The organism is Nocardia sp. NPDC058705 (assembly GCF_042749305.1).
Taxonomy (GTDB): Bacteria; Actinomycetota; Actinomycetes; order Mycobacteriales; family Mycobacteriaceae; genus Nocardia.
The window spans coordinates 43,610-60,753 of the sequence record NZ_JBHYRN010000034.1 but is presented as its reverse complement, the minus strand read 5'-3'; the positions used below and the strand labels follow the sequence as shown (position 1 = coordinate 60,753).

At 67.7% G+C, this 17,144-nt stretch carries 21 protein-coding genes and 1 pseudogene; 8 read left to right on the top strand and 14 right to left on the bottom strand.

All coding sequences use genetic code 11. The features are described 5' to 3' along the window. Nucleotides 1–116 precede the first annotated feature (116 nt). The 5 genes and pseudogenes from rlmB to carD form a co-directional block, all read right to left on the bottom strand. On the bottom strand, nucleotides 117–1,106 hold the full coding sequence (gene rlmB / locus ACFW6D_RS28460; protein WP_379333119.1) for a 23S rRNA (guanosine(2251)-2'-O)-methyltransferase RlmB: 990 nt from the start codon (nucleotides 1,104–1,106) through the stop codon (nucleotides 117–119). Then, nucleotides 1,106–2,509 carry a cysteine--tRNA ligase gene (gene cysS, locus ACFW6D_RS28455; RefSeq protein WP_379333117.1) on the bottom strand — a complete coding sequence of 468 codons (1,404 nt, stop codon included), beginning with the start codon at nucleotides 2,507–2,509 and terminating at the stop codon, nucleotides 1,106–1,108. Before cysS ends, rlmB begins: the two co-directional genes overlap by 1 nt. Before the next feature lie 132 nt (nucleotides 2,510–2,641). Beyond that, a complete protein-coding gene (gene ispF, locus ACFW6D_RS28450) occupies nucleotides 2,642–3,109 on the bottom strand; it encodes a 2-C-methyl-D-erythritol 2,4-cyclodiphosphate synthase (RefSeq protein WP_379333115.1) in 468 nt (155 codons plus the stop codon). 119 nt (nucleotides 3,110–3,228) lie between these two features. Continuing rightward, nucleotides 3,229–3,921: pseudogene (ispD, locus tag ACFW6D_RS28445) on the bottom strand (2-C-methyl-D-erythritol 4-phosphate cytidylyltransferase); the annotation flags it as partial. 13 nt (nucleotides 3,922–3,934) lie between these two features. Further along, a complete protein-coding gene (gene carD, locus ACFW6D_RS28440; protein ID WP_019044685.1) occupies nucleotides 3,935–4,423 on the bottom strand; it encodes an RNA polymerase-binding transcription factor CarD in 489 nt (162 codons plus the stop codon). Between the two features lie 351 nt (nucleotides 4,424–4,774). On the opposite strand from carD, the gene ACFW6D_RS28435 reads away from it, so the two are divergent. Both ACFW6D_RS28435 and radA read left to right on the top strand, forming a co-directional pair. Next, nucleotides 4,775–5,476, top strand: a complete 702-nt coding sequence (locus ACFW6D_RS28435) for a hypothetical protein (RefSeq protein ID WP_379333113.1) — start codon at nucleotides 4,775–4,777, stop codon at nucleotides 5,474–5,476. Nucleotides 5,477–5,554: 78 nt separating this feature from the next. Beyond that, nucleotides 5,555–6,955, top strand: a complete 1,401-nt coding sequence (radA, locus tag ACFW6D_RS28430) for a DNA repair protein RadA (protein WP_379333111.1) — start codon at nucleotides 5,555–5,557, stop codon at nucleotides 6,953–6,955. Between the two features lie 154 nt (nucleotides 6,956–7,109). On the opposite strand, the gene ACFW6D_RS28425 is transcribed toward radA, so the two are convergent. Together ACFW6D_RS28425 and ACFW6D_RS28420 are read right to left on the bottom strand one after the other, a co-directional pair. Then, entirely contained in the window at nucleotides 7,110–7,775 is a 666-nt protein-coding gene (locus tag ACFW6D_RS28425; RefSeq protein WP_379333109.1) for a hypothetical protein, read from the bottom strand. Between the two features lie 83 nt (nucleotides 7,776–7,858). Further along, a complete protein-coding gene (locus ACFW6D_RS28420) occupies nucleotides 7,859–8,482 on the bottom strand; it encodes a carbonic anhydrase (protein ID WP_379333107.1) in 624 nt (207 codons plus the stop codon). A gap of 90 nt (nucleotides 8,483–8,572) precedes the next feature. Here ACFW6D_RS28420 and ACFW6D_RS28415 point away from each other — a divergent pair, with 90 nt between their 5' ends. Next, nucleotides 8,573–9,451: an A/G-specific adenine glycosylase gene (locus ACFW6D_RS28415; RefSeq protein ID WP_379333105.1), complete on the top strand. Its 879-nt coding sequence runs from the start codon at nucleotides 8,573–8,575 to the stop codon at nucleotides 9,449–9,451. Nucleotides 9,452–9,453: 2 nt separating this feature from the next. Here ACFW6D_RS28415 and ACFW6D_RS28410 read toward each other — a convergent pair whose 3' ends face one another. Beyond that, entirely contained in the window at nucleotides 9,454–10,197 is a 744-nt protein-coding gene (locus ACFW6D_RS28410; protein WP_379333104.1) for an alpha/beta fold hydrolase, read from the bottom strand. A gap of 177 nt (nucleotides 10,198–10,374) precedes the next feature. Between ACFW6D_RS28410 and ACFW6D_RS28405 the strand changes: the two genes are divergently transcribed. The 4 genes from ACFW6D_RS28405 to ACFW6D_RS28390 all read left to right on the top strand — a co-directional run bounded on the left by ACFW6D_RS28405 (nucleotide 10,375) and on the right by ACFW6D_RS28390 (nucleotide 12,379). After that, complete coding sequence (locus ACFW6D_RS28405; protein ID WP_101464713.1) at nucleotides 10,375–10,698, top strand: antibiotic biosynthesis monooxygenase; 324 nt, start codon at nucleotides 10,375–10,377, stop codon at nucleotides 10,696–10,698. A 227-nt stretch (nucleotides 10,699–10,925) separates the two neighbouring features. Beyond that, on the top strand, nucleotides 10,926–11,126 hold the full coding sequence (locus tag ACFW6D_RS28400) for a CbtB-domain containing protein (protein WP_019044677.1): 201 nt from the start codon (nucleotides 10,926–10,928) through the stop codon (nucleotides 11,124–11,126). Continuing rightward, a complete protein-coding gene (locus ACFW6D_RS28395) occupies nucleotides 11,117–11,890 on the top strand; it encodes a CbtA family protein (protein WP_379333102.1) in 774 nt (257 codons plus the stop codon). Before ACFW6D_RS28400 ends, ACFW6D_RS28395 begins: the two co-directional genes overlap by 10 nt. Nucleotides 11,891–11,926: 36 nt before the next feature. Further along, nucleotides 11,927–12,379 carry a hypothetical protein gene (locus tag ACFW6D_RS28390; protein ID WP_379333100.1) on the top strand — a complete coding sequence of 151 codons (453 nt, stop codon included), beginning with the start codon at nucleotides 11,927–11,929 and terminating at the stop codon, nucleotides 12,377–12,379. Nucleotides 12,380–12,456: 77 nt separating this feature from the next. On the opposite strand, the gene ACFW6D_RS28385 is transcribed toward ACFW6D_RS28390, so the two are convergent. The 4 genes from ACFW6D_RS28385 to ACFW6D_RS28370 form a co-directional block, all read right to left on the bottom strand. Further along, nucleotides 12,457–12,894: an OsmC family peroxiredoxin gene (locus ACFW6D_RS28385; RefSeq protein ID WP_379333098.1), complete on the bottom strand. Its 438-nt coding sequence runs from the start codon at nucleotides 12,892–12,894 to the stop codon at nucleotides 12,457–12,459. Between the two features lie 72 nt (nucleotides 12,895–12,966). Then, a complete protein-coding gene (locus ACFW6D_RS28380; RefSeq protein WP_379333096.1) occupies nucleotides 12,967–13,413 on the bottom strand; it encodes an SRPBCC domain-containing protein in 447 nt (148 codons plus the stop codon). A 68-nt stretch (nucleotides 13,414–13,481) separates the two neighbouring features. Continuing rightward, nucleotides 13,482–13,802, bottom strand: coding sequence for a DMT family transporter (locus ACFW6D_RS28375; protein ID WP_379333094.1), 321 nt, complete (start codon nucleotides 13,800–13,802; stop codon nucleotides 13,482–13,484). Next, nucleotides 13,799–14,452: an FMN-dependent NADH-azoreductase gene (locus ACFW6D_RS28370; protein ID WP_379333093.1), complete on the bottom strand. Its 654-nt coding sequence runs from the start codon at nucleotides 14,450–14,452 to the stop codon at nucleotides 13,799–13,801. Before ACFW6D_RS28370 ends, ACFW6D_RS28375 begins: the two co-directional genes overlap by 4 nt. A gap of 103 nt (nucleotides 14,453–14,555) precedes the next feature. Between ACFW6D_RS28370 and ACFW6D_RS28365 the strand changes: the two genes are divergently transcribed. Continuing rightward, on the top strand, nucleotides 14,556–15,152 hold the full coding sequence (locus tag ACFW6D_RS28365) for a TetR/AcrR family transcriptional regulator (protein ID WP_379333091.1): 597 nt from the start codon (nucleotides 14,556–14,558) through the stop codon (nucleotides 15,150–15,152). A gap of 153 nt (nucleotides 15,153–15,305) precedes the next feature. Here the strand turns inward: ACFW6D_RS28365 and ACFW6D_RS28360 are convergent, their stop codons facing one another. Both ACFW6D_RS28360 and ACFW6D_RS28355 read right to left on the bottom strand, forming a co-directional pair. Beyond that, nucleotides 15,306–16,166 carry an ABC transporter permease gene (locus ACFW6D_RS28360; protein WP_379333089.1) on the bottom strand — a complete coding sequence of 287 codons (861 nt, stop codon included), beginning with the start codon at nucleotides 16,164–16,166 and terminating at the stop codon, nucleotides 15,306–15,308. Further along, nucleotides 16,163–17,062: an ABC transporter ATP-binding protein gene (locus tag ACFW6D_RS28355; protein ID WP_379333087.1), complete on the bottom strand. Its 900-nt coding sequence runs from the start codon at nucleotides 17,060–17,062 to the stop codon at nucleotides 16,163–16,165. Before ACFW6D_RS28355 ends, ACFW6D_RS28360 begins: the two co-directional genes overlap by 4 nt. Nucleotides 17,063–17,144: the final 82 nt, after the last annotated feature.

Sequence of the window (17,144 nt, the reverse complement as noted above, 5' to 3'; positions counted from 1 at the left end):
GCCTCCAGCAACGGCGGCTAACTCGCGGCCCCCCAGGGGCCGCGCTCGAGCGCGCCAGCGCTCCAATAAACACAGCGTCAAACCATCTGGGACTACTCAAACCCAGAATCGACGCCTCAACCCAACCGACGCTGCCGAGCAATATCGGCCAAAACAACCCCTGCCGCGACCGAGGCGTTCAAAGACTCGACCGGACCCGCCATCGGAATACTCAGAATCGAATCACAGGTCTCGCGAACCAGACGCGACAGCCCCTTGCCCTCCGAACCCACGACCACGACCGTCGGCACGCTACCGTCGAAGTCGTCGAGGGTGGTGTCGCCCTCGGCATCGAGGCCGACGATCTGGATGCCCTGCGAGGCCCAATCCTTCAGTGTGCGAGTCAGATTGGTCGCCTTGGCGACCGGCAGCCGAGCAGCAGCGCCCGCACTGGTACGCCAGGCCACCGCGGTGACGCTCGCACTGCGACGCTGCGGGATCACCACACCCTGACCGCCGAACGCGGACACCGAGCGGATGACGGCGCCGAGGTTGCGCGGGTCGGTGATGTTGTCGAGCGCCACCAGCAGGGCGGGCTCGGCCGTCGACTTCACCCGGTCCATCAGATCGTCGGGATGGGCGTAGCGGTACGGCGGCACCTGCAGGGCCACGCCCTGGTGCATTCCGTTGGCGCTCAACCGATCCAGATCGGTGCGGGGCACCTCGAGGATGGAGATACCGAGGTCGGCGGCACGCTGCACGCTCTCCGACAGGCGGTCGTCGTTCTCGGTGCCGACCGCCACGAACAGGGCGGTCGCGGGCACGTCGGCACGCAGGCACTCGAGCACGGGGTTGCGGCCGAGCACCAACTCGGGACCCTCGTCGGACTTGCGACCGACGCGCGGCACACCGGACTTGCCGGTCGGACGACCCTGTGCCGCATTGGCTTTGGCCTTCTCGGCCGCTCTGGCCCGCTTCGCGGCGGGGTGCTTGGTACGCGCGGCGGCGGGCGGGGTCGCGCCCCGGCCCTCGAGCCCACGACGGTGCTTGCCGCCGGAACCAGCGACCTGCCCCTTCTTGGTGCCGCCCTTACGTACTGCTCCGCGTCGCTGTGAATTGCCTGCCATCAGTTCGCCTTTCCGCTAGATGCGCCCAGCGACCATTCCGGCCCCTGCGGGGTGTCGGTGACCTCGATACCCGCGGCGATGAGCCGATCCCGTGCGGCATCGGCTTCTGCCCAGTTCTTCTCGGCCCGCGCGTTCGCCCGGCGATCCAGCTCCGTGCGAACCAGCACGTCGAGCGCGTCGATCGCCGCCGAATTGTCGGCGGGGGTGTACCACTGTTCGTCGAGCGGGTCGACACCGAGAATTCCCAGCATCGCCCGCACCTGACCGGCCAGTTCGACCGCGGTCTCGACCGCACCCGCTTCCAGCGCCCGATTGCCCTCGTGCACCACGTGGTGAATTTCGGCGAGAGCCTTCGGGACTGCCAGATCGTCATCGATCGCGGCGGCGAATCCGTCGGTCCATTTACCGACGGGCACCTCGCCCGCCCGGTCCAGCACGCGTTGCACGAAAGCTTCGATGCGCTGATACGAGGCGACCGCGTCGTCGAGTGCCTTGTCTGAGTATTCGAGCATCGAGCGGTAATGCGCGCTGCCCAAGTAGAAACGCAATTCTACCGGGCGCACCCGAGTGAGAACATTCGGCACCGACAGCACGTTGCCGAGCGACTTCGACATTTTCTCCCCACCCATCGTCACCCAGCCGTTGTGCAGCCAGTAACGCGCGAAACCGTCGCCTGCCGCTTTCGACTGGGCGATCTCGTTCTCGTGGTGCGGGAAGATCAAATCCATTCCACCGCAATGGATATCGAATTCCGGGCCGAGGTAGAACTCGGCCATCGCCGAGCATTCCAGGTGCCAACCGGGACGACCGGGACCCCACGGCGAAGGCCAGCTCGGCTCGCCGGGCTTTGCGGCTTTCCACAGGGTGAAGTCGCGCGGGTCACGTTTGCAGCGGGTGGGGGTTTCGCCCTGGTGCACGTCGTCGAGGCGGTGTCCGGACAGCTCGCCGTAATTCGGCCAGCTCATCACATCGAAATAGACGTCGCCGTCGGCGGCATAGGCGTGGCCGCGCTCGATCAGGCGCTGCATCAGGTCGACCATCTGGGTGATGTGGCCGGTGGCGCGCGGTTCGGCCGAGGGCGGCAGCACGCCGAGGGTTTCGTAGGCCTTGTCGAAAGCGCGCTCGTGGGTGGCGGCCCATTCCCACCACGGCCTGCCCGCTTCGGCGGCCTTGTTCAGGATCTTGTCGTCGATATCGGTGACATTGCGGATGAACTGCACGTCGAAGTCGTGCGCGAGCAACCAGCGGCGCAGCACGTCGAAGGCGACGCCGCTGCGGACGTGACCGATATGGGGCTGACCCTGCACGGTGGCCCCACACAGGTACACCGAGGCACGGCCGGGGACCAGCGGGGTGAATTCCCGCATGGTTCGCGTGTCGGTGTCAAAAAGGCGCAAGGTCACGGCATTCGATCCTAGTCGGTGGGATGAGAGTGGGGTTGACCGGCCGGTTCGTGGCGCCGTGCTTGTTGCGACGGCTGATCGAATCGGCGAAAAGGTGAAAGCGCGGCAGGAACTATTCATGGCCCGTGAGGGCTACGAACACGCCGCGATCAGACAGGTGGCGATGGCGGCGATGCCCTCGCCACGACCGGTCAGGCCGAGCCCGTCCGTCGTGGTGCCGGACACCGAAACAGGGGCATCGAGCAGCTCACCGAGCACTTTTTGCGCCTCGGCGCGGCGGGGACCGATCTTCGGGCGATTGCCGATGACCTGCACGGCAGCGTTCACGACTTCGAAGCCGTCTTCGGCCAGCAGCCTGCGGACCTCGGTGAGCATGGCGGCGCCGGTGACACCGGCCCATTCGGGGCGGCCGACGCCGAAGACCGCGCCTACGTCGCCGAGACCTGCGGCGGAGAGGAGGGCGTCGCAGAGGGCGTGGGCGGCGACGTCACCGTCGGAGTGGCCCGCGCAGCCGTCGGCATCCGGGAACAACAGACCGGCCATCCAGCAGGGGCGACCCGGCTCGATGGGGTGGACGTCGCTGCCGATTCCGACTCTCATCGGGCAACCGCCTGGGACACGGCGGGCGCTGCGACAGTGGGCTGCCCGACGTCAGCGGAAGTCGCGACGGCCGGAGCCGGGTCGGCGGCCAGCTGCTCGGCGCGGCGCGGCGCGGCGATTCCGTCGGCGAGGAGCGCTTCGGCCAAGCGGAGGTCGAGGGGGGTGGTGATCTTGAAGGCCAAGGGGTCGCCCGCGACGGTTTGTACGGCGACGCCGAGCCGTTCGACCAGGCCCGCGTCGTCGGTCGCGCCGACGTCGGTGGCGTAGGCGCGGCGGAGGAGGTCGGCGTCGAAGCCCTGGGGTGTCTGGATGGCGCGCAGGTGGGCGCGATCGGGGGTCCCGGTGACGATGCCCGCGTCGTCGACCGATTTGACGGTGTCGACGACGGGCAGTGCGGGGACGACGGCCGGACTGCCTGCCTGCAGCTCGGCGGCCACTCGCGCGATCAGCGCAGGCGGCGTGAGCGCGCGGGCCGCGTCGTGCACGAGGTAGAACGCGGCGTCGGGCGCGGCGGCGATGCCCGCGCGGACCGAATCGGTACGTTCGGCACCGCCGACCACCACCTGCACCGGCACAGGGGGCATCGAACCGCCGGTCAGCGAGGTGGTGTCGGACAGCAGAGAGGTGGCCGCGTCGACCAGTTCGGCGGGAACGACCACGACAACCCGGTGCACCGCACCGGACGCGATCAGCCCGTCGACGGCCAACCGGACCATAGGTTTGCCGCCGACCGGGACGAACGCCTTCGGGGTGGGTTCACCCAGACGCACGCCACGACCGGCGGCAGGGACCAGTGCTACGACAGGTCGCACTTTGAATTGTTTTCTAGGAAGCCGCTGCGAGAACCTCGTCGAGCAGCGATTCGGCCTTGCCGTCGTCGGTGCCCTCGGCGAGCGCGAGCTCACCGACGAGAATCTGACGAGCCTTGGCAAGCATTCGCTTCTCACCGGCGGACAGGCCGCGGTCCTGCTCACGACGCCACAGGTCACGAACCACTTCGGCCACCTTGTTCACATCGCCGGAGGCGAGCTTCTCGAGGTTGGCCTTGTAACGGCGGGACCAGTTGGTCGGCTCCTCCGTGTGTGGCGCGCGCAGCACCTGGAAGACGCGGTCGAGACCTTCCTGCCCGACGACGTCGCGGACGCCGACGTATTCAGCGTTCTCTGCGGGAACCCGAACAGTCAGGTCGCCTTGCGCGACCTTCAGGACCAGATACTCTTTCTGCACACCCTTGATGGTGCGGGTCTCGATTGCTTCGATCAGCGCCGCTCCGTGGTGGGGGTAAACGACGGTGTCTCCGACCTTAAAAATCATGTGTCCCGTGCCCCTTTCGATGTTCACAGTTTAACATGCGACTCGATAACGGCGCGATCAACTGTGCAGGTCAGGGCCACAACGAGGCTCCCGCTGGGGTTGACAATCCAGAATTGTTGTGCATTGTGTTGTGGCAGAACGGGTTAACCACCAGCACAGGGCCCGGTTATCGCACATCGGAAGTCCGGCATCGATTCGGCAAACCCGCTCGAGACACCGAACTGTTACTTCCGCGCCCGCGCGTCGCGAGCCCGAACGACACCCGCGCGAAGTCAACTACTACGCTGCCTAGTTACTACACCTCCGATCCCCTGTGGGCGGAGTGAGCCCGGTCGACATGGAGGACAAACCGTGACTGCCCTGAAAGCTGTGACCGCCCCGCCGGCGCGACGTCGCATGGTGACGGTTGCCGCGCTCGCCGCTGCCGCGGGCATCGCCCTGACCGGCTGCAGTGCCGGCCAGCACACCCAGACTTCGTCGCAGGCCGCCGCGATCAACGGCAACCACGCCTCCGTCGGCGACATCGCCCTGCGCAATGTGCACATCGTGTACCCCGAGGCCACCGCCGAGCACGCCAAGGGCGGCAAGGCGGTGATCGCGCTGTCGATCATCAACAGCAGCGAGACCGTCACCGACGAGCTCACCAGCGTGAGCACCGATCTGGGTCAGATCAAGATCACCGGACCCGCCGGCGACACCAAGTTCGTGCTGAAGCCGCAGCAGACCGTGGTCGTGGGACCGGCTGCCGCCAAGCCCGCGGCGGCCGATGATCACCACGCCGCGCCGACGACCACCGTGGCGCCCACCACCACCTCGGCCGCGCCGACCAGCGCCGCGGGCGACACCCCCTCGATCGACCCGGCCAAGAACCCGGCCACGATCGAGATCACGACCCTGGCCACCGACATCGTCCCCGGCCTGACCTACAACGTCACCTTCAACTTCAAGGACGCGGGCACCGTGCAGGTTGCGGTCCCCGTCGACGCCGCCGCTGTCGAGCGCGTCGAGAACGAGAAGTCCGGCCCGGCGCCCGCGGGTGCGGGCGGTCACTGAGACCGGCACTTTCCGAAAAGAGCCGTCGCGAACTTCGCGGCGGCTCTTTTTGTCGGTACACCTCCGTAGGGTGCGCGTGTGGCCAAGACCAAAGCAGTCTTCCGGTGCTCCGCGTGCACGCACGAGGTGTCCAAGTGGGTGGGTAAGTGCCCTGATTGTGGGGCATGGGGAACGGTGACCGAGGTGGCCGTTTCGGCGTCGGCCGCCGCGCCCGGTCGGCGGGCCATGCTGCCGAGTACGGCCGCGGCGCCGTTGTCGCAGATCGACGCCAAGGTCACGCAGGCGCGGTCCACGGGGGTGAGCGAACTCGATCGGGTGCTCGGAGGCGGGGTGGTGCCGGGGTCGGTGGTGTTGCTCTCGGGTGAGCCGGGAGTGGGCAAGTCGACGCTGTTGCTCGAGGTCGCGTTCCGGTGGGCGGCGGCGCGTGAGGAGACCGCGTTATATGTGACCGCGGAGGAATCCGCCGGGCAGGTGCGGTTGCGGGCCGATCGGACCGGGGCGGTGCACGACCGGGTATATCTGGCGGCCGAATCGGATCTGTCGATCGTGCTCGGCCATGTGGAGCAGGTGCGGCCGACGCTGCTGGTGGTGGACTCGGTGCAGACCATGCTGGCGCCCGAGGTGGACGGCGTGATCGGCGGTGTCACCCAGGTCCGCGCGGTCACCGCGGCGCTCACCTCGCTGGCCAAGGCGACCGGGATAGCGGTGCTGCTGGTCGGGCACGTCACCAAGGACGGGAACGTGGCGGGTCCGCGCACGCTCGAGCACCTGGTCGACGTGGTGCTGCAGTTCGAGGGTGACAAGAATTCGTCGCTGCGGATGGTGCGCGGCATCAAGAACCGGTTCGGCAGCGCCGACGAGGTGGGCTGCTTCGAACTGCACGACGACGGCATCGCCTGCGTCGACGATCCGTCCGGACTGTTCCTGCACCATCGCACCGACACCGTCTCCGGCACCGCGGTGACCGTCGCGATGGACGGCAAACGACCGCTGGTGGCCGAGGTGCAGGGACTCACGGTCAAGACCGAGATTCCGCAGCCGCGCCGGGCCGTGAGCGGGCTCGACTACAACCGGGTGTCGATGGTGCTCGCGGTACTGCAGAGCCGCGGGCGGGTGTTTCTCGGCAAGCACGATGTGTACGCGGCGACCGTCGGCGGGATGCGACTGCTCGAGCCGACCGCCGACCTGGCCATCGCCTTGGCCATCGCGTCCGCCGAGGCCGATGTCGCCCTGCCCGCGGGCTGGGTGATTCTCGGCGAAGTCGGGCTGGCGGGTGAGGTTCGCAAGGTCACCGGGCTCGGCAGGCGGCTGGCCGAGGCCGAGCGGTTGGGGTTCACCACGGCGCTGGTTCCGCCCGGTTCGGAGAAAACCAAGACCGGCACAATGCGGATCCACGAGGTCGGGGATCTGCGCTCGGCGCTGCGTCTGGCCGAACTCCGCAAATCCCGCGCACCGCGCGAGGTGGTGTCGGTGGAATAACTCCGGCAACTACCCGAATCCGCGTCTGCCGATCATTTCCTCGCCAATGTGGATTGACGCCGTGGCCGATTCTGCGAACACTGCAAATCGACCCAACTCGAACATGTGACCAACGGCGCACCCGCACAATATCCCCGCACGCGGGGACCGGCACTCACGCGACGAGGTTGAACGGCTCCGCGGCACTGCGAACGGCGCCGAGCTGGGCGACAACCATGTACGCGCCCGCGGGCACCTGAAGGCGCTCGCCCGCGCACTGCGGCTGCGAAGTGGTGCCGAACCAGGTGCCCTTGTACGACAGCTGTTCACCCGCCTTGAGCGTCTTCGTTTCCGGCGGGTCGTCGGCGTTGCAGTCGTTGCTCGCCCAGAGCCTGCGCTGCCCGTCGAGGGTGTAGACGAGGAACTGCGGGCCCGCGCCGAGGTCGCGTGCGCAGGCCGCGGACGAGATATTGGTGATCACGGTGCCGAACGCGGGCTGGTCACCGACCTTGTAGGTCGGCTGGCCGACGGTCACCTTCAGCGCAAGCGACTGATCCTGGCACGGCTGCGCCGCGGGCTGGTCGGTGGCGCTGGTCGTCGCTGCCGCGCTGGTCGGCGTGGTCGAGGAGCTGGTCGGAGTCGAGCTCGTCGTGGACGCGCTCGACTCCGCCGACGTGGTGGTAGTCGCCGCCGCGGAGTCCGCACCGGCCGAGTCGCCACCGCGCGCGACCATGGTGACGAGCCAGATCACGATCGCGAGCGCGACGATGATGACGCCGATCGCGAGTGCACGGCGGCGCCAGTAGATCTCCGGTGACAGCGGTCCATTCGGTTCCAGCACACCTCAAAGGTAAGCGCAGCGCGCAGGGGCGCGCTCGATGACCTCGGCGTGTCGCCGGGCCGAACCGGGACTCAGGTCTCGGTTCAGACCACCTCGCCGATATTGCCGACGGTGCGCCGCAGCTGCGCCCGGCCGTCCTCGAGCTTGTAGGTGACGCAGGCGATAGCGCACTGACCAGTGGCGACACGCTGGGAGATGATCATCGACCGCTGCATCAGCAGCTTGCTGGTCTCCACCACATGCCGCGCCTCGAGTTCGTCGACCGTGCTGAGGCCCTCGCGACGCCCGACCAGGATCGACGGAGTCACCCGCTCCACCACGCTGCGAATGAACCCGCCGGGCACCTCGCCGCCGTCGAGCGCGTCGATGGTGGCCTTCACGGCGCCACAACTGTCGTGACCGAGGACCACGATCAGCGGCACATTGAGCACCTCGACGCCGTATTCGATCGAGCCGAGCACCGAACTGTCCACGACGTGACCCGCGGTGCGCACGACGAACATGTCGCCGAGGCCCTGGTCGAAGATCAGTTCGGCGGCGACCCGGGAGTCGCCGCAGCCGAACAGGATCGCGTGCGGGTTTTGGCCCCCGACGAGTTTGGCTCGGTCGGCAGCGCCCTGGCTAGGATGCTGCAGAGTGTCATTGACGAAGCGCTCGTTGCCTTCACGCAGCGACTTCCAGGCGCTTATCGGATTGGAACCAGGCATACCGACCATTGTGCACACGCCCGTGGTTACCAGCGAGTCTGGCGCGTTACGGGTCGGCAAAGAGAGACTGGCTCAGAAAGAACGACAACGGTGAGCATCGACGCAGAAGCACTGCTGAGCTGGTTCGACGAAACGGCACGTGAGCTGCCGTGGCGCGAGCCCGACGCGACCGCGTGGCACATCCTGATGAGCGAGATCATGCTGCAGCAGACGCCGGTGGTCCGGGTGGAGCCGATCTGGCGGGAGTGGGTGGCGCGCTGGCCGGTGCCGTCGGCGATGGCGGCTTCCTCGCAGGCGGAGGTGCTGCGGGCGTGGGGCAAGCTGGGGTATCCGCGGCGGGCGTTGCGCTTGCACGAGTGTGCGCGGGTGCTGGCGGCCGAACACGGCGACGTGGTGCCCGCCGATGTGGACGTGCTGCTGGGCCTTCCCGGGATCGGCGCGTACACCGCTCGGGCGGTGGCTTGTTTCGCCTATGGGCAGCGAGTTCCCGTGGTGGACACCAACGTTCGCCGCGTGGTCGCGCGGGCGGTGCACGGTCGCGAACCGGGCAACCCGTCCTCGCGCGATCTCGCCGAGACCGAAGCCCTCCTGCCTGTTCCGGTGCCGCGAGCCGCGAAATTCTCGGCAGCCCTGATGGAACTGGGCGCCCTGATCTGCACGGCCCGCAATCCCGACTGCGCCCGCTGCCCGCTGCCTCGCTGCGCATGGGTGGAGGCCGGGAAACCCGCCGCCGCGGTCGCACGCAAGGTGCAGAAGTACGAGGGCACCGACCGTCAGGCGCGCGGGCGGCTGCTCGATGTCCTGCGCGACGCGTCGGGCCCGGTCGAGCGGATCCGCCTCGACCTGGCGTGGACGCGCGATCCGGGGCAACGTGCGCGGGCGCTGGATTCGTTGCTGGTCGACGGACTGATCGAGCAGACCGACGATGGTCTGTTCGCGCTCGCCGGCGAGGGAAGCGCTGCCGGGTAGGTTCAGCGCGTCACGCGATGCAGGAACCGGCCGACGTGTTCGCGGTATGCCTCGGGCTGTTCGTCGTGTACCAGGTGCCCTGCGTCTTCGATGCGCACGTACTCCGCATCGGGAATCACCTCGGCCATCGTGCGCATCTGGCCCGGTGGGGTGATGGTGTGCTCGCCTTCGATCAGGAGCGCGGGCACCTGCAGCGACTTCCATTCGGTCCAGAAGTCGCGGGTGCCCCACTCTTCGGAGATCGCGCGGAAGGTGTCCACCTCGCCGTGTAGGCGGTAGCCGTCGGCCGCCTCGGTGAACGCTCGCAGGAAATAGGTGCCCGCGACCGGGCCGAAGTAGTCGAGCACGGCCTGTTCGTCGGCGAACGGTTGCGGCCAGGAGTGGATCAATTCGGCCCAGTGGGCGGCGGTGCGGCCGGTGAAATCGGGGGCGATGTCCTCGACGACGATCGCACGCACCCGCTCGGGATAGGTCGCCGCGAACACCCAGCCGTGGATGGCCCCCATCGAATGCCCGACGATCACCATCGGCTCGGTGATCGCGGCGGTGCGCTCGGCCAGGTCGGCCACGAACGCCTCGGTGGTGAGCTCCGGAGGCGTCGGCCGCCCGTGTCCTGCCGCGTCGACGGCGTAGACGTGCCCATACCCACGCAACCACGGCACCTGATCGGTCCACGTCCGCGCACTGCCCATCAGCCCGTGCAACAGCAGGATCGGCACACCCGACCCACCTTCGTCGTACAACACACCACCGATACTGCCCGACGCCAAGGCGCGTCGCCGCAAGCGAGTCCGCCACGATCCGGACCGACCAGAGGCGCGACGAAGGCGTGCCCGCCGGGAGCGGTCGCACCGGTGGCAGCCGAGAAGGTGCGCGACCTACGCGCCCAACTCGTCGCTACCGAGGAAAGTACTGTCACTCCTATGGCTGTTGTGAAGATCAATGCGATCGAAGTTCCCGAGGGTGCGGGCCCCGAGTTGGAGAAGCGGTTCGCCGCTCGTGCGGGCGCGGTGGAGAACTCCCCCGGTTTCCTCGGGTTCCAGTTGCTGCGCCCCGTCGCCGGCGACAACCGGTATTTCGTGGTGACGCAATGGGATTCGGAGGAGTCGTTCGCCGCGTGGCGTGACGGTCCGGCCCGCGCGGCGCACGCCGGTAACGGTGGCGACGGCGAGCGTCCGAAGCCGGTGTCGACGGGTGCCTCGCTGCTCGAGTTCGAGGTCGTCCTCGACGTGCCCGCGAAGGCCTGACAGCGGCGTTTCCGCTGGACATGCGCATACGCGTATTGACGTGGACGGCTCGGGGCTGTCACAGTTCGAGGCAACATCCGCGAGGGTGCGCGGTAATTCCGGTGTGAGTCCGGAGCGGTCGCGCCACTGTCATCCATGTACCGGGTCACCGGTGCCGGAGAGCCAGACACCGGCACCTTCGCACCACACTTCAACCGTGGGACGCGTATCCCTACAGGAGGACTCGAATGGCTATCGCGCATTCACCCAGCCGGTCGACCGGCCTCGACACCCTCGCAACCGTGCTCGTCACGGTCGGTGTCGTTCTTCTTGCACTGCTCGCCTTGTACCTGGTCGGTTTCGACCAGGGGGCCGTCTCGCGTAGCGGGATGTTCCTGCACGAGCTGATGCACGACGGACGTCACCTGCTCGGTGTCCCGTGCCACTGATCGGATCACTCAAGACCCTGCTGTTGCGTGGCCTGCTGGCCGGTTTGATCGCCGGTCTGCTGGCCGCGACAGTGGGCTATTTCGTCGGCGAGCCCCAGGTGGACGCCGCGATCGCCATCGAGGAAGCCGGTTCCGCCGCGCATTCGCACGCACCCGATGCTGCCGAGGGGCATTCCCACGGGGAAGAAGCGTTGGTCAGCCGGTCGGGTCAGAAGGCGGGACAGTTTCTCGCGCTCGGCTTGGCGGGCATGGCGTTCGGTGCGCTGTTCGCGGCGGCGATCAACGTCGCACGCCGGTTCACGAAACTGTCCGGGACCCAATTGTCGTTGACCGCAGCGGTTCTCGCGTGGGCGGCGATCGTGGCGGTGCCGTTCTTCAAATATCCGGCCAACCCGCCCGCGGTGGGTGATCCGGAAACCATCAACGAGCGCACCTGGCTGTGGGTCGCGGCCGTCGTCCTGGGCCTGCTGGCCGTCGCGGCAGCCGTCGCCGCCTACCGCGCGCTCGCCGCGTCGGACACGCTGCGGCTCATCGCCGGGGTCGGCGCGTTCGTCGTGGTCACCACGGTCGGCTACGTGCTACTGCCCGGCGTGAACGAGGTGGCCGACGACTTCCCCGCCACCCTGCTGTGGAATTTCCGGGTGGCCTCGCTGGCCCAAACAACCACGCTGTGGGTGAGTTTGGGGCTGGCGTTCGCCGCGCTCACCGAATTCGCCGCGCGGCGTAGCACTGCGGTAGTGGACAAGGTTCCTACCGCAGGGTGATCCTCGCGAGCAGCTGAGACGGGCAGTGTCGGTGGCATGACCGGCACTGCCTTTCTTGTTTCCGAAACCCGCCCCCGCGCCGTGCATGTCGCGTTCGGCGGACTCCTCACCGCCCTGGCCGCGGGCGTCGCGGAAGGACTGTTGCGCGCTGTTCGTGGCGGCGGAGAATTCGGCGCCACCGCCACGGGTTTGCTACCGCGGCTCGCCATCTACCTGGCCGTCGCCGGGGTCGCGCTGTACATGCTCAACGGCAGCCGCGTTGCCCGCGCGGTGTTGACCGTCGGCATCGGCGTGGTCGGCCTGATCTCGCTGATCATCGAGCCCTTGGCGGTCGTGTTGTCCACCGACGACTACACGACCCTGTTCGACGGCATGTCCGAGAGCTCGATCGTGCTGGCCGGCTGCCGCGCGGTGCACATCCTGGCTGTCGTCATCGCGATTCCGGCCATGTACGCCCCGGCCGCGCATCGCTGGTTCACCCAGCGCTGACCGGCGTGATCACGCAAAACGGCCGCCGCGAATCAGTTTTCCGATTCCGCGACGGCCGTTTGCGTGATTGCGCCGGTTCAGACCAGTGCCGCGTCCAGCTCGATCTCGGCGACCCCGGTGAGAGCCTTGCTGACCGGGCAACCGTTCTTGGCCGCGAGGGCCGCCGCGGCGAACCCGTCGGCGTCGAGCCCCGAGACCTGTCCGCGCACGGTGAGCTTGATCTTGCTGATGCCGAAGCCGCCTGCCGGGTCCGGCGCCAACGTGACGTCGGCGGTCACGTCAAGGCTTTCCGGCGTGCCACCGGCATTGGCGATCTCGGCCGACAGCGCCATCGAGTAGCACGACGAATGCGCCGCCCCGATCAGTTCCTCCGGGCTGGTGCCCTCGGCCGTGTCGGCCACTCGGCGCGGGAAGCTCACATCGAACTTGCCCACCCCCGAGCTGACCAGTTCGACCTGCCCGGACCCGCCCTGCAGTCCGCCTGACCAGAGTGTGCGTGCGCTACGAGTCGGCATCGCGATCCTTTCGATTCGTGTGTGGTGCGTTCGGTGACGAACCTACTCGCGCGTCGACGGATGGGGTCCCGCTCAGGAGACCTTGCTGGTGACTTCGTCGAGGCGTTCAAGCTTGTCGGGCCAGACCTGCTGGTGTAGATCCCGAATCGCGGCGGTCGGGAACCCGCAGTGGCGCAGGCGGAGGCGGATGCCGCGCGGCTGCTTGAGGAATTCGGCGGCGACCACCGTTTCGACGCCGTCGGTGGCGGCGGTGACCCAGGTGAACTCGACCCGACGGTTCTGCTCCAGGAGCAGGATGCGGCCGTAGTGGGGGTTACGTTTGTCGTCGGAGCCGGTGTCGAAGTAGAGCGGCTCGTTGACGGCCGGGCGCATCAGGACCGATCCGGGAACCGCCAGCCACAGGTCGAGACCTTGGGTCCAGGCCGCGTAGAGCAAGCTGGGCTGCGCTGTCATCACACGCTCGACGGTGAGCTCGTGCGGGCGCGTGGACAGGTCCGGGGGGCGAACTTGCTGGTCCATCAGCCGACTCTACCGGTCCTGACCGGCCGAATGCCGCATCGGGTGTGCGACAGCGTCTCTCGCGCACTTCATTCGGTCGCGGTGGCCCGCGCCAGCACGATGCCACCGACGATCAGCGACAGTGCCAGCACGCGCCCCGCACTCAGCGGGTCCTTGTGCACCAGCACCCCGAGCCCGATCGCGCCGACGGCACCGATCCCGGTGAATACGGCGTAGGCGGTGCCGACCGGGAGGGTCTGCATCGCGCGCGAGAGCAGGTAGACGGCCAGGGAGCCGAGCGCGATGCAGAGCAGGGTCGAACCGAGTCTGGTGAAGTTCTCGGTGGGTTTGATGGTCTGCGACCACACGATCTCGACGAGTCCGGCCAGGCCGAGCACTATCCAGCTCATCGCACGTATTCCTTTGCGAGCAGCCGCACTTCGGCCTGCGCGGCGGCAAGCGATGCCGCGTGGGCGTCGCGCAGGTGGGCGAGGTTCGGATCCTGGACGGCATTGGCGAGTTCGGCGTTGACGAAAACCGTGTCGGTGACGGCGAAATGACCGGCGAAGAAGTCGCGCAGAAAGCGTTCCTGGTAGTCGAACGCGGCCTTGGGCGCGCCGGGCGAGTACGCGCCGCCACGAGCCGTGACCACGACGAACCTGCGCTGCCCCAATGACATTCGCGGAAAGGTGATCTGGTCGAGCCAGGCCTTGAGGGCGGCGGGGATGGAGTAGTTGTACATCGGTGTGCCGATCAGGATCACGTCGGCGGCCAGCACCTGCGCCAGCAGCGGTTCGACCACCCGCCAGGCAGCTTGTGTCGCAGGCGTGACGGCCAGGTCCGCGAGTCGGTCGAGGCCGGTGGCCCCGGCGGCCAGGACCGCGTCGCACAGTTCGGTCCAGCCTTCGTCGATGAACGGCGTCGGCTCGTCGGCAAGGTCGCGATAGGTGTAGGTGCCGTGGGGTTCCGCCGCGCGCCAGGCCTGGACGAATTCGGCGCCGAGCTTGCGGCTGAGGGAGTTGGTGCGGGCGCTGGCGTCGAGGTGCAGCAGGTGTGTCATGGCATTTCCCTAACTGGACATGATGTCCGTTTGCTGATTTCTCGACGATAGAACACAAGTGGACATCGTGTCCACATATTCTTTTCTGGGCTAGAGTCGAAGCATGGAGCCCCGATCCGACCTGCTCAGCGGTGCGTCACCGCCTACCGAGCGCACCGACGCGGCCCGCAATCGCGCGAAAGTGCTGGCGGCGGCCGCCGAACTCTTCGCGACCCGCGACCCACGCACGGTCACCATGGACGACATCGCCAGGGCGGCGGGCGTCGGCCGCGGCACCCTTTACCGCCGCTACCCCGACCGCAACTCCATCGCCGTCGCCCTGCTCGACGAGCACGAACGAGCCCTCCAGGAGCAGCTCCTGCGCGGTGCACCCCCACTCGGCCCCGGCGCACCCCCGGCCGACCGGCTGGCCGCCTTCTACGCGGCGATGATCGAATTGCTCACCGCACACGCACATCTCGTGCTCGGCGCCGAGACCGGGGGTGCCCGTTTCGCCACCGGCGCTTACGGCTTCTGGGCTGTCCACGTGCGGTCTCTGCTCGTCGAGGCCGTTGTGCCACAACCTGATTCGCTGGTGGATACGGTCCTCGCACCGCTCGCCGCCGAGGTCTACCTCCAGCAGCGCGACCGCGGACTTTCGCCCGAGCAGATCATCGCCGGTCTATCCACTCTCGCTCACCGAATACTCAGTGCGCCTTAGCTTCTCGACCGAACTACATTGCCGCAGGGGCGCTTCCTCGAATCAGGTACGCCGGGTGCGGAGATGCGCCCGCCGCCCGCCCTGGTAGCCCTGCACGGACATGCCACGAAGAAGCGGCAGACCGTTGTGGCCTGCCGCCGATCTCCGCGCGAGTCAGGTGAGGTCGCGGCGGGTCATGAGCCAGATCGTGCCGCCCGCGAAGGTCAGCACGTACACAGCCAGCAGGGCGAAAGATTCACCACGGGTGAGGATGTCGAGGACACCAGGGTTGGCCGGGCCCTCCACCGTACGCATCGCGCCGGCTGCCGAACCAGCGGCGGTGCCGGGCATCAGGTTGGTGACGGCTTCGATCGGGCCGAGGATGCCCGCCACACCGCGGAGCAGATTCTCCACCACCAACACCCACACCAGGCCGAGGCCGACAGCCAAGGCCGGGCCGCGAGCGATTGCGCCGATGAGGGCGCCCGCGAGGGTCCACATGCCGAGAATGGCTGTACCGGTGATGATTCCGATCGTCGAGTCGTTCAGCGAAGGCATCGTTATCGGCTGAGATTCGCTGGCGGCGATCACCGTGGCGATGCCGATATCGACGGCGAAGGCGGCCAGGACCAGCACGAAGACCACTGCCAGCAGGGTCAAAAGGAGTCCCGCCACCGCCATCGCTCGGCTCGGGCCCTGGGTGAATACGGTTTTCCAAGTGCCCCAGCCATATCCGCTTCCCACGGCCAGAGCACCGAGGATCAGCACCAGCGCGCCCCCGAACATCGACATGCCCTGGGTGAACACTTCGGGGACCGCAGCGGGCATGAGTTGGCCGAGCAGGACATCGCGGGGCAGGCCGTCCGACATCGCCCCGTTTTCGCCGGAGGTGTAGGCGAGGTAGTTGAACAGGTAGGCGAAGGTCAGGTTGAGCAGGATCCAGGTGCCGAGGACGATCCAGAAGGCGGGCCAGCGACCGAGGCGCAGCGCTTCAGCGCGCACACTCGCGGTGAGATCCCTTGTCATGGCGTTCATTTCGCTACCTCCACAGCCGTCATCTCGAAGAACACTTCTTCCAGGGATCTCTCGTCCACCCGCAGTTCGATCAGGTCCGCGCCTGCCGCGACGACAGCGCGTGCCACATCCGGCGCCATCGCGGCGCTGGTTTCGACCCTTATGCCGTCGGCGCCCGCCCGAACAGGCGCATCGGTGACTGTTCGCACGGCGTAGAGCGCCACGTCCACGGGTTCGGCACGAACCAGAACAGTTGCGGTGCCGCGCAATTCGGCGACTGTCGATTCCGCGAGCAGCCGCCCACCGGAGATCACCCCGACACGGTGGCAGATCTCCTGCACCTCGGTGAGCTGGTGGCTCGACAACAGCACGGTGTGCCCGTCGAAGGCGAGATCGGTGATGAGTGTGCGCATTTCGGCCAACCCCGCCGGATCGAGGCCGTTGGTCGGTTCGTCGAGGATGAGCAGATCAGGGTCGCCGAGCATGGCCGCGCCGACGCCGAGGCGCTGTTTCATGCCGAGCGAATAGGTGCGGAAGCGGTCGGCTGCCCGGTCCGCAAGGCCGACACGTTCCAGCGCCGTCTCGACCTCGGCGTTGCTGTGGCCGCGATAACGGGCCAGGACCCGCAGGTTGTCGCGACCGGACAGGTAGGGGTAGAAGCCGGGGCCCTCGATGAGCACGCCGATCCGGCGCAATACCTCCGGGTCGCCGGGACTCAGGCCCTGGACGGTCGCGGTGCCCGAGCTGGGCCGGATGAGACCGGCCAGCATGCGCAACGTGGTGGTTTTGCCCGCGCCGTTGGGTCCGAGGAATCCGTAGATCTCCCCGGCCGCGACCCGCATGCTCACCGCGTCCACCGCGAGGTGCTCGCCATAGCGTTTGGTCAACTCGGTGGTGACCACGATCGATTCGTTCATGGGAATCAGAATCCGCGCTCAGAGGGTGCTCGGGCATCCGTCGCGCGGCGTGCTCGGCACTACGCCGCGAGGCGCAGTCGCG

Coding starts and splice junctions, on each gene's coding strand:
- rlmB (WP_379333119.1), bottom strand. CDS start 1,106: ATGGCAGGCAATTCACAGCGACGCGGAGCAGTACGTAAGGGCGGCACC.
- ispF (WP_379333115.1), bottom strand. CDS start 3,109: ATGAGAGTCGGAATCGGCAGCGACGTCCACCCCATCGAGCCGGGTCGC.
- carD (WP_019044685.1), bottom strand. CDS start 4,423: ATGATTTTTAAGGTCGGAGACACCGTCGTTTACCCCCACCACGGAGCG.
- ACFW6D_RS28420 (WP_379333107.1), bottom strand. CDS start 8,482: ATGCCTGGTTCCAATCCGATAAGCGCCTGGAAGTCGCTGCGTGAAGGC.
- ACFW6D_RS28405 (WP_101464713.1), top strand. CDS start 10,375: ATGGCTGTTGTGAAGATCAATGCGATCGAAGTTCCCGAGGGTGCGGGC.
- ACFW6D_RS28400 (WP_019044677.1), top strand. CDS start 10,926: ATGGCTATCGCGCATTCACCCAGCCGGTCGACCGGCCTCGACACCCTC.
- ACFW6D_RS28390 (WP_379333100.1), top strand. CDS start 11,927: ATGACCGGCACTGCCTTTCTTGTTTCCGAAACCCGCCCCCGCGCCGTG.
- ACFW6D_RS28385 (WP_379333098.1), bottom strand. CDS start 12,894: ATGCCGACTCGTAGCGCACGCACACTCTGGTCAGGCGGACTGCAGGGC.
- ACFW6D_RS28380 (WP_379333096.1), bottom strand. CDS start 13,413: ATGGACCAGCAAGTTCGCCCCCCGGACCTGTCCACGCGCCCGCACGAG.
- ACFW6D_RS28375 (WP_379333094.1), bottom strand. CDS start 13,802: ATGAGCTGGATAGTGCTCGGCCTGGCCGGACTCGTCGAGATCGTGTGG.
- ACFW6D_RS28370 (WP_379333093.1), bottom strand. CDS start 14,452: ATGACACACCTGCTGCACCTCGACGCCAGCGCCCGCACCAACTCCCTC.
- ACFW6D_RS28365 (WP_379333091.1), top strand. CDS start 14,556: ATGGAGCCCCGATCCGACCTGCTCAGCGGTGCGTCACCGCCTACCGAG.
- ACFW6D_RS28360 (WP_379333089.1), bottom strand. CDS start 16,166: ATGAACGCCATGACAAGGGATCTCACCGCGAGTGTGCGCGCTGAAGCG.
- ACFW6D_RS28355 (WP_379333087.1), bottom strand. CDS start 17,062: ATGAACGAATCGATCGTGGTCACCACCGAGTTGACCAAACGCTATGGC.